This window comes from Legionella nautarum, from assembly GCF_001467895.1.
In the GTDB taxonomy this organism is placed as follows: domain Bacteria; phylum Pseudomonadota; class Gammaproteobacteria; order Legionellales; family Legionellaceae; genus Tatlockia; species Tatlockia nautarum.
Map to the genome: position 1 here is coordinate 1 of NZ_LNYO01000021.1, position 12,886 is coordinate 12,886.

Here is a 12,886-nt window from a genome sequence, read left to right on the forward strand (position 1 = left end):
GAATTATATGAAATTATTTTAAAATCAGTGAGTTATTTCTTATTTATTCATCTTCTTCATAAAAATTGTCCTGTGCAGAGCGTTGATTGTTTTATTTATGCAAGCTTAATTTTCCCTTAAGGTTCGCTCGATATACTGCCTGCAATGTCGAAAGGAGTTCATCATGCGTATATTAATTGTTGAAGACAATGCATTTAATGCTTTTTGCTTGTCACGTTTGTTGGAAACGATTAATAAGCAAATCAAGTTAAAGCTTGTTAACGATAGTTTGAGCGCGTTGTGCTACTTAGCTCAATATGAGGTTGCCCTCATTATTCTTGATGGTGATCTTGGTGCTAGCGATGGCGTAAAATGCAATGGTCCCGCCTTAGCCGATGTTATCTGGTTAAATCATCCCTCCATACCTATTATTGCTTGGTCTGACTCCGAAGAGATGCGGACTGCTTTTTCGGCTGTGTTTAGAAAGCACAATAAAGAATTTAATGACTATAGTTGCTGGAAAAAAGAAGTGAAGGTGGATTTAATCCAACAATCTTTACCTTTTTTAATGATTCAGAATAGCTTTAATCATCTTACTAAGGCAGAAAACACTGACAGCATGGATAATTTTGTCATGGCTAGTGCGTTCGCAAGCTGAGGTTTAGAAATTTTTTATTGTGAAATAGGCGCATGCTAGAGCATGCGCAAAGATTTTTAACCAGCTTCAGCTTCTTCAATACCCGTGAGCGGTGATGAGGGCTCGGCTCTTTTTCCACCCAAGAAAGCAGGTAGTTTGAGCTGCGAGAACTTCTTATGTAGCTTGGTAAACATGATAGGAAATACGCCGTTTCCTGTGACATTTGCGGTTGTACCAAAAGGATCGCAAATGAGATAAACAGCGGTTATTAAGCCCACCATATCGCTGGAAAAACCCAGATGAGCTTCCAAAATAGGTGCAACGACAATAATCACACCACCAGGTACTGCTGCAACAGCATACTTAGCTAGGGCAGTGTAGAGAGCAAAAATAACAAAGGTTGAAATAGAAGGAAGCGGTAATCCAAAGGTGGATATAGTAGCAAGACTCAGGATAGGAATACCGATCGCAGAGCCCACAGTATGGATGTTAATGATAGCAGGAACAAGCATCTTTGCTTTATCAGCATCATTAAGATTCTTTTCTGTCGATAGAAGAAGCACGGGCATTGCTGCTGCGCTTGAGATCGTACTAAAGCCCACTAAACTGGCGGGTAATACATTTTTAATGTAGGAAAGAAATTTCTTTAAGCTAAATTGGCTAGCAAGAAAATACCAAAAAGTCAGATATAGCCACTGGCTGAGAATAATTAAAACCAGTACTGGACCATACAAAGTTAATGCAGTTTGTAAAAGATGTTCATGCTCAAGTTTGAATATAAATCCTAGAATAAACAAAGGTAATAAAGGAATGAATATCTTTTTTAGAAAGCCATTTGCTAACTTATTTAATTTAGCGGCGATATTTTTAGCTGCTGCATTTGGCCAAAAAGAAAAGAAAATACCGGTAGCAAATCCGATTAATAAAGCTACGTCATTCGTAATGAGCTTAGTCAGGTGAAATTGCCAAGTTGGCGTTAACTGTAGTGAGTTAGTAATTGGTGTGGCAGTAAAATGCAGAAGGTTAAGTCCTATATAACCTGAGGTATAGCCATACATGAGTGCGGTGAAATTAGAGGTAAATACGCACACAATGAGTAGTAAGACAAAAAAAAGTGCTCCCTTTTGTAGGTTAGAAAGACAAGAGAAAATGAAACTAAAAATAATAAAAGGTAGTAAAAACTCAAGAATGCTTTTCATACTTAAGCTTAAAGCATAGCTAAACGATTTTAGAGCGACAGGAATTTGGTGGCCAAAAATCATAGGTAAAATCAGTATTGCGAGCAATAAAATAGGAAGTTTTAATTTTTTAAGTAATTCTGTAGACATATAAATCCTTATATGAAACTAAAAGTCTTGCTTATTAGCCTCATAAGTTAAACGCTTGTGAGCCAAAATGACAATAGGATATACCATTTAAAGCTTAAAAGGGCAAAAAACCTAGGTTGTATATTACAATCATGCGGATAGATTTTGCAAAGAATGTGTTTCAATTACAAGATGTAAATATTAAATACATATAAACTCCACCCCGCTTATTGCTTTTTTTATACAAAAAACTGACAAGCTGAACATGGACAATACTGGTTGAGATCCCTTAAAATGCGCCTTCATGAGCACATAAAAAATTAGACAGGATAAATTGTGTCCACAGATAAGATATTGGTTGTTTGGTCAAATTACTACAAAGAGTTAGCAAAAAAACAATTGGATAGTTGTTTGAATCTATTAAATCAATCGAAATATGAATATGCCGTGGAGACGGTGGAAGCGGGAACCTATGAGATTCCTGTTGTTATCCAATATTATCATCAACGTAATCCACACGCTGGCTATTTACCCCTTAGCCTACTTCTTAAAGGAAGTACGGATCATTATGAGTTCATCTGGGAGCATGTAAAAGAGTGCTTTATCCAATTTGCGAAAGATGGAATATTGCTTGGAAACGGTATCATTGCTGCGCCTAGTATGGATATTTTGACAAATAGAGTTGAGAATTGCGAGCGAGTGACAGAGGCTTTCGATGCGCTTGATTACTTAATCAAATTTAAGAATAAATTTTAGATAATCGCTGAGCACTCTGTCATCTACAATCCCTCGCTACGTTTGGGATGAGGGCCTAAGCTAAGGTCTACTTAGAAACAACTAGCCTTATGGCCTGAAGATTTACTGCAGAAAGATCAATAAAACTCTCGCAATCTTCAAGTTGTTTTTGGAAAAATAGAATTTCTTCTTTGCGAATAGAGGGGTTAACTTGCTGTAAAGCTTGCAGCCTCTGAATCTCTGGTCTAATGGTTTCATGCATTAACTTTTTTGCATTCGCAAGAATTTCTGGTGCTTGCTCTTCGGCAATTTGACCGCTGTGAGCTAACATTTTCTCAATTTCATTGTGAACTTGTTTAATAATAGCTTGCCCCGTATGAAGCTTCAGCGGCTCACAGAGTTTGTTAAGTTGCTCATAGTTTAATATTTTTGACAAATTCTTACCTGTCAGGTCAACTAATACTCTAATGGGAGAAACGGGTAAAAAGCGCTCAATTTGCAGTTGTTTAGGGGCAGCACAGTTCATTGTATAAAATGTTTCTAACAAGAGTGTCCCGGGTATCACACCTTTGAGGGATATTGAGCAGATCGTTGCATTACCCATCTCAGTGCCTACAATCATCTCCATGGATTCAGACACCATGGGATGTTCCCAGCTTAAAAATTCCATCTCTTCACGGATTAAGGCTTTTGAACGCGAGTAAGTGACGGTCACTCCATCTTCTTTCAAACCTGGAAAATGAGTGGTTTTCATGTGATCGGTGGGGCGCAATATTTCGCAAGATTCTGAGTGATATTCATGCTCGATACCATATTCCTGAAAAACGGCAGCCATGTAATTTTCAAGTTCTAAGCCGGTTTCCTCAGCTTCAAGGTCGGCGATTAATTCTCTTGCGACAGGTTGTTTACAGGAGTTTAATTCTAATAAACGATCACGGCCCTCGTGCAGAGCCTCTGTAATTTGTTTTGTACGAGTTTTTGTATCAACGATGAGCTGGTTGAGAGTTTCTGGCTCTCCATCGGCTTGGACAAGAAGGGGCAGCAGTCGGTTTTCAAATTCTTCAAAAAGGGAAAAACCAACGGAGCAACTTTTCTCAAACAGGTTTATCCCTTCATGATACCAGCGAAAAAGCTTCTCTTGGGCGCTATTAAGCAGATAAGGGACATGAATTTCAATGTCATAGTATTGACCAATGCGGTCCAATCGACCAATTCGTTGTTCAAGTAAATCGGGATTGAGCGGTAAATCAAATAAAACCAGGTGATGGGCGAACTGAAAATTTCTTCCCTCGCTGCCTATCTCCGAGCAAATGAGCGTTTGTGCACCCTGTTCTTGTTCTGAAAAATACGCTGCTGCACGGTCGCGCTCTATAATGGATAAACCCTCATGAAAAGAGGCACTTCGTATACCGGCATTTAATTTTAAATGATTTTCTAAGCCAATTGCCGTTTCCGCTTTGGCGCAAATAACTAATACTTTGTGAGGACGAAGTTCTACTAGTTTATCAACGAGCCAAGCCACGCGCGGATCGTTTTTTAGCCATTCTACCTGATCAACCCTTGTTTCAGGATAGAGGTTAGATTCTAGTTCTGTTGTTGCAGAATAAATAGCTGTTTTTGGTAAAGCATAGGCTTGCAGTTTTCGTTGGGGGAAGCCATAAATTGCCGCTCGCGTATTGCGAAATAGAACACGACCAGTTCCATGTTGATCAATTAATTGATTAATAATCGTAGGGATGCTTAAAGAGTTATGATCCCCAAGATATTTTTTAACCTCCGCTGCTAATTCACTACTTAATTGATCAGTTTGATTTGTTTCCTGATAGCTCATTAGCCGCTGTACTAATTTATTGAGCAACTGATAATTGCTTTCTTCTTTTTTGAATTCTCTAAAACTATAAAATCTTGCAGGATCAAGCAGACGCAAGCGTGCAAAATGACTTTGAATGCCGACTTGCTCAGGAGTCGCTGTGAGTAGCAACAAGCCTTTGCTTTGCGCCGCTAATTGTTCAATAAGCTTGTATTCAGGACTTACTGCTTCTTCTGACCAATGGAGATGATGGGCTTCATCGACGATTAAGAGATCCCAATTGGCGTCAATCGCATGCTGCTGTGCCTGTTCGTTTTCGAGCAGAAAATTTAAGCTACAGAGAACAAGCTGCTCGCTTTCAAAAAGATTGTCTTTGACCGTTTCTGTAATAATATCAAAATCTTCTTCAATCCTACTATCCTCATCCTCTTGTCGTTCGTAACGACTTTGATCCAAGATGGCAAAGCTTAAATTGAAACGCCGCAGCATCTCGACCAACCATTGGTGAATGAGGGTATTGGGAACCACAATAAGTATCCGAGTTGCGCGGCCAATTTGTTGTTGATAATGAATAATCATGCCTGCTTCGATTGTTTTACCCAGCCCCACCTCATCGGCAAGTAATACACGTGGTGCGTAGCGTTGGGCAACTTCATGAGCGATGTATACTTGGTGTGGTAAATGATTAGTGCGCGAACCTAATAGACCTCGTGCTTTCGATTGTTGCAGTCGGCTTAAGTGTGCTAAGGTATCTACGCGCAATTTGAATGAACTTAATTTATCGAATTGACCGCTAAAAAGCCGCTGCTCTGGTGTGGTTAATTTGATAAAACAATCTAAATCGAGCTCTTCAATATCTATTTCTTGTCCAGTATCGTCAATGCCGGTATAGACCATAATCCCTTGATCTTCTGTCACTTTCGTGATTTTGATTTGTTGTTGGTCTAAGGTAAAAATAGTATCGCCTTCGCGGTAAATAATTCGACTTAAAGGCGCGTTATCTGCTGCATAAATTCGTTCTTCAGCGGCAGCAGGGAAACTAAGGCAAATATGCCGGCCATTAACAGCTGTAATAATACCTAAGCCGAGTTGTGATTCGGCATTACTGATCCAACGTTGGCCAATAACGAATATCATCAATAAAAATCCTAAGTCGATTAATTAAAAAGAAGAGCTAAGAACACTAAAAAGGCGGTGGATTCTAGCACGATTTTAGTTTTTGCATCTATGTGTTCTAAGAACAAACGAATTTGTTGGGCTAGTACTCAACCTATCTTATAATAAAAAGAACGATGCTAACTTAATGGATTAACAATGAGAATTTATCGTTTCGCGCTATTTTTGTTGTGTATTCTAATGTCTGTTCAAGCTCAAGCCAGAATATTGAAAGTGGGCGTCTCATTTTACGATCCTCCTTTTGTCATCTTGGGGGCAAATAACCAAGTCTATGGCTTCGATATCTCATTGATGGAACATGTGTGTAAGACCATGGGCTATGAATGCCAATTTAATCCGATGCCCTTTAATGAACTACTTGATTCCGTAGAGTTGAATAAAATAGATTTTGCTATTAGCTCAATTATCATTACGCCAGAGCGAACAGCAAGAGTTAATTTTTCAGTACCTTATTTAGTCAGTAAAACTCGTTTTCTTGCAGTAAAACAGCCTGACGAAAAACCATTCACGCTGCAATCGTTGGCCAACAAAAAAATTGGTTTAGCGGATAAAGCTTTTGCTGAACAACTTAGGTTGCTGGGGCTTGGTGATTCACAATTTGTTGCTTTTACTCGCGATGATGCCCTAATACAAGCTTTGAATGACGGTAAGGTTGATGTGGGTTTAATTGATAATCCTAGCGCAATTTATTGGCAAGAGCATTCATCCGGTGTTTTAGAAGCGAGAGGTAAGCCAATGGTTTATGGTCTTGGTTTGGGCATCGCCGTGAGCCCCGCTGACCAAAATCTCCTCCCCGCGCTGAATATGGCTATATTGGAATATCAAAATAGCGATGATTTTATTAATGATTATCACAAATACCTATCTCATTTGTCTCATGCAAAGGAAAATAATGTGGATTCGCCTTAAGATTCCTGCAAATTTGATTGTTTTTTTGACGTTTGTAATGAATGCGTTATTAACGCAGTTATCACTCTATTTATATCTTCCCTCGATGCCGGCAATGAGAATTGCAATGCATACTAATAATGCTCACATTCAATTAACTTATTCTTATTTTATGTTGGGTATGGGGTTAGCAATTATTTTTTCGGGATATTTGATTAGAAAAAGCAGCTATCGGCAATTACTACTGATCAATAATTTCATTTTTATCTTAGCGACGGCTTTAATTTTTTTCATTAATAATATATCAATTTTTTTAATTTTACGGGTGCTTCAAGGGATAGGTTGCTCTTTAGGATCCGTGTTTATAATTATGGTTATTATCAGAGAGCAATATGAAAAGGAGGCGTCGATAAGAGTCTTTTCTTTTTTATTGTCGGCTTTGGCATTAGTACCAATTGTGGCTCCATTTATTGGCGGTTATATCCAAGATACTTATGGTTGGAAAGGTAATTTTCTCATTTTATTGTTTCTTTCTCTTGGACTCATGCTAACAACCTTTTTAATTTTTCCAAAAATCAAAAATAAAAGCAAAGAGCTGCAAAAATCCTATATTTTTTACATTAAAGAATACTTAAATGATAAGCATTTTTTTTCTCATACTGTCTATTCAATTCTGATAGTCAATATTATTGTTAGCTATAATGTGGCTAGTCCTTTTTTGTTGCAAAATCGTTTGGCAATTTCGGCATCTTTTTTTGGTTGGCTTGCAGCTTTTATTGGATGTATGTTCAGCTTAGGAGCGTTTTTTAACAGTAGCTTGATAAGAAAATATAATATCAATTTTGTAGTAAAATTTGGGTTAGTGATCAGTTCGATTGGAGTAGCTTTATTTTTAATTTGTAGTTATCTAACGCCCTATTCTGTAACTGCTATTGTAGTTCCTTTTGCTATTGTTACTTTTGGTTTAGCTATTTTGTACCCTAATTTAACGTCATATTCCTATGAAAATATAAAAGAACAGGCACATATTGCTGCTAGTTTATTTGCGACTTTAAATATTATTTCTAATTTTATTACCGTTTATATTGTTGCTTTAATCCCTGAAGAATCGCCAATTTTTTTCGCCTGGGTAATTACCTCGATGCAACTGTTGCTATTAAGTTATTTTTATAAAAGAATAAAATTTTAGGCTAAGTTGCTTTCTTTAAAATAACTTGCAACCAACCGGGCTCACATAAAGGTTTATTTTTAAATTTTGCTTTTAAATTTTCTAACTCCCACAGCAAAACATGATTTTCAGGCAATTGCTCAAGATAGGTTTTTTGGTCGTTCAGCCAATAATCGATCGTTGTTTCCATTAAACTTAAGCCATAATGAACGTCAATGGATGCAATATTTATTTTTTGGATTAAAGCAATAATTTCTCCGGAATTGAGGTATCTTCGATGATAGAAACCCAGCGCTTGATGAAGTGATTTACACCAGCTGTCTAGCTCATGACCATACTGCTGAGATTTAATACTTCTGTCATACCAGAGTTCACTCGCAATCACGCCAAATTTAGCCACTCGCAGGCATTCATTTAATGCTTTATTGGCATTGGGGATATGATGCAAGACATTGGCAATAATAACCCAATCAAATTGTTCATTCGAAAAAGGAAGTTCCCTAGCATCACCAACTTTTGCCTTAATTCCCTTACCTATTAATTTCTCAACATTTTCTGCGTGTTGATCAACGCCTATCACATCGATTTTCAAGTTTTCTTGACAGTATTTGATGACTTTTCCTTCACCACATCCTACATCCAATAAGGAACGGGGTTGTGGGGAAAATTGGCGAATGGTCTGAATGATTTCTCTTTCTTGCTGATTTATAGTCATTTTGAATGTCATTCCAATTGAGTTTTAAAATTCTTTGACATGTTATTAAACAATTTCCATCCTTGATCTGTAAGCTGAGCATGCTTTTTAATAATCATTTCGCCTTCTTTGAATTTATGCTGATAGGCAGAAAGACGAAGATTGAAATTCCAGGGCAATTCTTTAATTCGTATGTTATCAAAACACTTGTCTTTTGATTCATGCTTTTTGTCAGTGGCATCAAAAAAAGCATAAGCTAATTTGTACATGAGTATCAGTCGATAAAACACAAAATGAGCATGAAAAATACCCTTCATTGGCCGAGGGACTTTTCGGGCGGGCGAAATAAACATTTGATCGGGTTTATTTAAGACAATTGGATCTAAACCCATTAAAATATTGAGATGCTGATGGGAGCCTTCATGGATAATTACATCAAAATAATAATAAACTGGATCAATGGATGGAGGGGGTATAGCAACGGGTAAGGCACCTAAGTATTTCACGCTGGATGCGGAATAAATATTGAAAATTCCGTCCACTAATTCTATTAAATTCAGATGATCTCTAATTTCGGAATCCATATCCTTAGATGATAGTTTAATATTTTCCAACGCCTGATAAATTTGGGATTTATTTAATTCAAAATCGGGCTCGCTAATACAATTGTAAACCCCCTGATGACCTTGATTTAAAATCTCATTGACAAAATTTAGATCCCATTCTTTATTTCGAAAATTAATAATATTAAGCTCTGATGCATAAAGATCATCATTCGCTAAGCTCGTAGTTAAATTCTCACATAATTTTCTGCAACTTTGTCTGTCGTTTTTGACCATAAAAGCCAATAATGAGTAGTAGTTAGAGTAAAGCCGAGATGAAAATTTTTTTGCAACCTTTAAATTAGTTATAAAATCGAGCTGCTGTTGAAAAGATTGATTTAAAACACGGGCACATTCTTGAATTAAAGTAATAAAACTAGCTTTGAGCTTCTCCCGAAAGAGCTGATGCAGTATTCCTGCACCAGCTTGATGCGGATTGGGTTCAACTAAATAGTTATCCATATTTTAATTTAATGCCTACCTTAAGCAGGTGCTTGCACTGTTGCAATCAGATCAATGCCATCTAAAACGATATCAGTTGGAATTGAAAATTGCTCTTGAGCAATTGCTGAGTCCTCCTGATCTGATCGCTGGCATTCAATGATTTCGTTAATAAAATTGTTCATATTTAACCTCCTAGATCCACTACCACTTTAGGCAGCTGTTTGCACGGTTGCCACCAGATCTATGCCATCTATAACAATATCGGTTGGAATCGAAAATTGTTCGTGAGCTATCGTTGAATCCTCCTGATCTAACTGTTGGCATTCAATGACTTCGTTAACAAAATTATTCATCTTTAAACTCCAAGAATGATCTTACTTGACCTTATTCTTAGAAATCCTTTGCTTAATTATAATACAATTTTCCTGTTTTTGCGGGTTCTCATAGTTATCAACTGTAGTTTGAGCCCTTAGAAAATGACAGTTTTATCTGTCATTCCCATGGTAAAATACTAGGCAAAAATCACCACTGTCTAATTAAACAATGAAATCAGTAAAATTGGATGTTAGTAAACAGTTATCCCTATATCGAAGCAATCAAGGTATCAAATTAATTGGTGCAAAGCCTTACAAAAAAGAATCCTTTGATTTCGATATCCAGCATACGGTTGGAGATGTATTGCAATGGCCCTGCTCTGTTTATTTTGAAAATACAGAGGGAATCATTTATCAATTGAATGAATGCAATGCAGACTTCTGTGGTTTTGATTCTCCAAAACAGGCGATTGGTCAAAAGTATTTTGGGTTGCGGTTATCAAAAACAAGCGAAGCGATTCGTGATAATGATAAAGCAGTCATGCAATCTGCTAAGCGCAAAGTGTTTGACGAAGAAATTTGTGATGAGCATGAAGGGGTTTTGCGGACTCTTTCCATTAAATGCCCTTGGTTTAATCTAGAAAATAAACTGATAGGTCTATTTGGTTGTTCCATTGTAGTAGGAGAAAATCCACTTGCCGAAACACTTTCAATACTGATGAAAATTGGTTTGTTAGCCAATGAGGAGAATGCCTATTATTCAACCCATTTAAATCTAACTTATCGACAAAGGCAGTGTGCGCAGCTTTTAGTTCAGGGTCAAACGGCTAAAGAAATCGCCAAACAAATTAATTTATCTTATCGAACAATAGAGCATTACATCGAAAATCTTAAAACGAAATTGCATTGCCAGAATAAGACAGAATTAATTATTAAGCTAAACGATCTTCTAAGAAAAAAACCTTAATAATCATTGAAACATATAGGGTATTAATACGGTATTTATGGATTTTTTTTTACCCTATAGTGTCAGATATTTGATTCAATTAGGGTAATACTATGAAAGAGGAAAACGATTCTTTATTAGGCAAAAGTACAGTCTATGAACCTTATTATAATCCTGAACAATTATTTTCTATTTCAAGGAGAGCACAGCGCGAAGAACTTGGTATCTCATCGACCCCGCCTTTCTTTGGATGTGATAAGTGGAACCATTATGAACTGTCCTGGTTAAATGAAAAGGGAAAACCTATTTTTGCCCTAGCAGAAATTATTTATTCTTGTCACTCTCCTTTTCTCATTGAATCTAAGTCATTGAAACTTTATTTTAATTCTTTCAATAATACAAAATTTGCTAGTTCAGAGGCAGTGCAACGTCAAATAATAAATGATCTTGAGAAAAAAATAGCGGCTAAAGTTATTGTTAAAATTAATCCATTTCATGGAGAAGAAATTCAGCCTTTTGAAGGTATATGCCTCGACGAATTGGATGTGGCTTGCTCAATTTACACTGTTGATCCTTTGTTGTTAACGGTGGAGAAAGCGCTGGTTAAGGAGCAGCTCTATTCCAATTTACTCAAATCAAATTGCCTAGTTACCAACCAACCTGATTGGGCTAGTGTGCAGATTATTTATTCAGGAAAAAAGATAAATCATGCTGGATTGTTGCGCTATTTAGTTTCCTTTCGCAATCACAATGAATTTGCTGAGCATTGTATAGAAAGAATCTTCATGGATATTATGCGTTTTTGTAAACCCGAAGAATTGACTGTTTTCGGACGCTATTCGCGAAGAGGGGGCTTAGCCATCAATCCTTTACGCACGACAAAAAAGAGCTATTATTAGTGCGTATTCACAGCCTAAGCAAGTATCTCTTTATTAATTTCTGCAATGGAAGTAACTCCCGTCAAGGTCATGGTTATTTCCATTTCTTTAGCGAAAATAGCTAAGAGATTTTCAACACCTGCTTGGCCTGCTGTAGCCAATGCATAAGCCACTGAGCGCCCAAGCAGGACACCTTTTGCGCCAAGAGCGAGCATTCTTACAACATCAAGCCCGGAACGTATGCCTGAGTCAACGAGGAGCGGAAGCTCATTGCCTACGGCATCGGCGATGAGAGGCAGTGCTTTCGTTGTTGACATCACGCCATCCAATTGTCGCCCGCCGTGATTAGAGACAACAATGGCATCGGCACCAAATTGAATAGCATCTTTCGCATCTTGGGGGTCAAGAATTCCTTTAATAATCATTGGGCCTTGCCAAAAGTCACGTATCCATTCAAGATCTTTCCAGCTAATCGTTGGATCGAAGTTCGTGGTTAACCAATCAATATATTTTTCCAGGGTCATCGCGTGACCAAAGTATTTTGAAACATTACCCAGCGTATGCGGGCGCCCTCTAATACCCACGTTATAAGTCCAAGAAGGTTTAGTAAGAGCTTGTAAAATCCGTTTTCCTGCTGAGAAACGGCCTGACATTCCAGAATGAGCATCACGATATCGAGCTCCAGGCACTGCCATGTCTGCGGTGAAAACCAATGTTTGAGCGCCGGCTGCGCGAGCTCTCTCAAGCATATTTTTTAAAAAACCACGATCTTTGAGGATATAAAGTTGAAACCAAATAGGCTGCGGGCTTTGCGAAGCAACCTCTTCTATCGGACAAATCGATAGCGTAGATAGTGTATAGGGTATACCATATTTCGCAGCCGCTTTAGCGGCCTGCACTTCCCCGCGGCGAGCATACATTCCTGTTATCCCGACGGGAGCTAAAATAATGGGCATTGCTAATTTCTGCCCAAATAATTCAGTTTCAAAACTCAAATTTTCGATTGATTTTAGAACGCGTTGACGTAGGATTATTTGTTTGAGATCGGCAGTATTGGCCTGCAAAGTATGTTCATTGTAAGAGCCTCCATCGATATAATCGAAGAGGAAACGAGGTAATTTACGTTCTGCAGCTTTGCGATAATCTAAAGGAGAAGAGATAATCATTGGTGGGCTCAGTTTACATCAATTAAATTAATGTATAGGATCAAACAGATAAAGAAAAGCCTAGAAGTTAAATCGTTAATAGTTCTTCTCCTCGTACCTTATTCCGAGCGTAGAGCGGTCCAGGCTCGGAATAACATACGGA

General features: G+C 37.7%; 13 protein-coding genes. 6 read left to right on the forward strand and 7 right to left on the reverse strand.

Annotated elements, in window-relative coordinates:
* Nucleotides 1–163 precede the first annotated feature (163 nt).
* A complete protein-coding gene (locus Lnau_RS10405) occupies nucleotides 164–637 on the forward strand; it encodes a response regulator (protein WP_058505088.1) in 474 nt (157 codons plus the stop codon).
* Between the two features lie 56 nt (nucleotides 638–693).
* Here Lnau_RS10405 and Lnau_RS10410 read toward each other — a convergent pair whose 3' ends face one another.
* Nucleotides 694–1,944, reverse strand: coding sequence for a cation:dicarboxylate symporter family transporter (locus Lnau_RS10410; protein ID WP_058505089.1), 1,251 nt, complete (start codon nucleotides 1,942–1,944; stop codon nucleotides 694–696).
* A 315-nt stretch (nucleotides 1,945–2,259) separates the two neighbouring features.
* Here Lnau_RS10410 and Lnau_RS10415 point away from each other — a divergent pair, with 315 nt between their 5' ends.
* Entirely contained in the window at nucleotides 2,260–2,679 is a 420-nt protein-coding gene (locus Lnau_RS10415; RefSeq protein WP_058505090.1) for a 6,7-dimethyl-8-ribityllumazine synthase, read from the forward strand.
* Nucleotides 2,680–2,746: 67 nt separating this feature from the next.
* Here Lnau_RS10415 and rapA read toward each other — a convergent pair whose 3' ends face one another.
* The gene (rapA, locus tag Lnau_RS10420; protein ID WP_058505091.1) at nucleotides 2,747–5,605 is read right to left on the reverse strand and encodes an RNA polymerase-associated protein RapA; all 2,859 of its coding nucleotides are present in this window, start codon (nucleotides 5,603–5,605) and stop codon (nucleotides 2,747–2,749) included.
* Nucleotides 5,606–5,782: 177 nt separating this feature from the next.
* Here rapA and Lnau_RS10425 point away from each other — a divergent pair, with 177 nt between their 5' ends.
* Both Lnau_RS10425 and Lnau_RS10430 read left to right on the forward strand, forming a co-directional pair.
* The gene (locus Lnau_RS10425) at nucleotides 5,783–6,553 is read left to right on the forward strand and encodes a transporter substrate-binding domain-containing protein (protein ID WP_058505092.1); all 771 of its coding nucleotides are present in this window, start codon (nucleotides 5,783–5,785) and stop codon (nucleotides 6,551–6,553) included.
* Nucleotides 6,537–7,721, forward strand: coding sequence for an MFS transporter (locus tag Lnau_RS10430; RefSeq protein WP_058505093.1), 1,185 nt, complete (start codon nucleotides 6,537–6,539; stop codon nucleotides 7,719–7,721). The genes Lnau_RS10425 and Lnau_RS10430 overlap by 17 nt, the downstream gene beginning before the upstream one ends.
* 1 nt (nucleotide 7,722) lies before the next feature.
* Here the strand turns inward: Lnau_RS10430 and Lnau_RS10435 are convergent, their stop codons facing one another.
* Genes Lnau_RS10435 through Lnau_RS16415 form a run of 4 tightly spaced genes read right to left on the reverse strand, consistent with a single transcriptional unit; the run spans nucleotide 7,723 to nucleotide 9,793 of the window.
* Nucleotides 7,723–8,415 carry a class I SAM-dependent methyltransferase gene (locus Lnau_RS10435; protein WP_058505094.1) on the reverse strand — a complete coding sequence of 231 codons (693 nt, stop codon included), beginning with the start codon at nucleotides 8,413–8,415 and terminating at the stop codon, nucleotides 7,723–7,725.
* A gap of 8 nt (nucleotides 8,416–8,423) precedes the next feature.
* Nucleotides 8,424–9,458, reverse strand: coding sequence for an aKG-HExxH-type peptide beta-hydroxylase (locus tag Lnau_RS10440; RefSeq protein WP_058505095.1), 1,035 nt, complete (start codon nucleotides 9,456–9,458; stop codon nucleotides 8,424–8,426).
* Nucleotides 9,459–9,478: 20 nt separating this feature from the next.
* Nucleotides 9,479–9,622 carry a hypothetical protein gene (locus Lnau_RS16410; protein ID WP_157070651.1) on the reverse strand — a complete coding sequence of 48 codons (144 nt, stop codon included), beginning with the start codon at nucleotides 9,620–9,622 and terminating at the stop codon, nucleotides 9,479–9,481.
* A 27-nt stretch (nucleotides 9,623–9,649) separates the two neighbouring features.
* Entirely contained in the window at nucleotides 9,650–9,793 is a 144-nt protein-coding gene (locus tag Lnau_RS16415) for a hypothetical protein (protein ID WP_157070652.1), read from the reverse strand.
* Between the two features lie 190 nt (nucleotides 9,794–9,983).
* On the opposite strand from Lnau_RS16415, the gene Lnau_RS10445 reads away from it, so the two are divergent.
* A complete protein-coding gene (locus Lnau_RS10445; protein WP_058505096.1) occupies nucleotides 9,984–10,721 on the forward strand; it encodes a response regulator transcription factor in 738 nt (245 codons plus the stop codon).
* 92 nt (nucleotides 10,722–10,813) lie between these two features.
* Nucleotides 10,814–11,599, forward strand: coding sequence for an NADPH-dependent 7-cyano-7-deazaguanine reductase QueF (gene queF, locus Lnau_RS10450; RefSeq protein ID WP_058505097.1), 786 nt, complete (start codon nucleotides 10,814–10,816; stop codon nucleotides 11,597–11,599).
* Between the two features lie 14 nt (nucleotides 11,600–11,613).
* On the opposite strand, the gene lldD is transcribed toward queF, so the two are convergent.
* Nucleotides 11,614–12,744 carry an FMN-dependent L-lactate dehydrogenase LldD gene (gene lldD, locus Lnau_RS10455; protein WP_058505098.1) on the reverse strand — a complete coding sequence of 377 codons (1,131 nt, stop codon included), beginning with the start codon at nucleotides 12,742–12,744 and terminating at the stop codon, nucleotides 11,614–11,616.
* Nucleotides 12,745–12,886: the final 142 nt, after the last annotated feature.

What these genes read in the sequence shown, in the direction of transcription:
- Lnau_RS10405 (WP_058505088.1), top strand. Translation starts at nt 164, where the DNA reads ATGCGTATATTAATTGTTGAAGACAATGCATTTAATGCTTTTTGCTTG.
- Lnau_RS10410 (WP_058505089.1), bottom strand. Translation starts at nt 1,944, where the DNA reads ATGTCTACAGAATTACTTAAAAAATTAAAACTTCCTATTTTATTGCTC.
- rapA (WP_058505091.1), bottom strand. Translation starts at nt 5,605, where the DNA reads ATGATATTCGTTATTGGCCAACGTTGGATCAGTAATGCCGAATCACAA.
- Lnau_RS10425 (WP_058505092.1), top strand. Translation starts at nt 5,783, where the DNA reads ATGAGAATTTATCGTTTCGCGCTATTTTTGTTGTGTATTCTAATGTCT.
- Lnau_RS10430 (WP_058505093.1), top strand. Translation starts at nt 6,537, where the DNA reads ATGTGGATTCGCCTTAAGATTCCTGCAAATTTGATTGTTTTTTTGACG.
- Lnau_RS10435 (WP_058505094.1), bottom strand. Translation starts at nt 8,415, where the DNA reads ATGACTATAAATCAGCAAGAAAGAGAAATCATTCAGACCATTCGCCAA.
- Lnau_RS10440 (WP_058505095.1), bottom strand. Translation starts at nt 9,458, where the DNA reads ATGGATAACTATTTAGTTGAACCCAATCCGCATCAAGCTGGTGCAGGA.
- Lnau_RS16410 (WP_157070651.1), bottom strand. Translation starts at nt 9,622, where the DNA reads ATGAACAATTTTATTAACGAAATCATTGAATGCCAGCGATCAGATCAG.
- Lnau_RS16415 (WP_157070652.1), bottom strand. Translation starts at nt 9,793, where the DNA reads ATGAATAATTTTGTTAACGAAGTCATTGAATGCCAACAGTTAGATCAG.
- Lnau_RS10445 (WP_058505096.1), top strand. Translation starts at nt 9,984, where the DNA reads ATGAAATCAGTAAAATTGGATGTTAGTAAACAGTTATCCCTATATCGA.
- queF (WP_058505097.1), top strand. Translation starts at nt 10,814, where the DNA reads ATGAAAGAGGAAAACGATTCTTTATTAGGCAAAAGTACAGTCTATGAA.
- lldD (WP_058505098.1), bottom strand. Translation starts at nt 12,744, where the DNA reads ATGATTATCTCTTCTCCTTTAGATTATCGCAAAGCTGCAGAACGTAAA.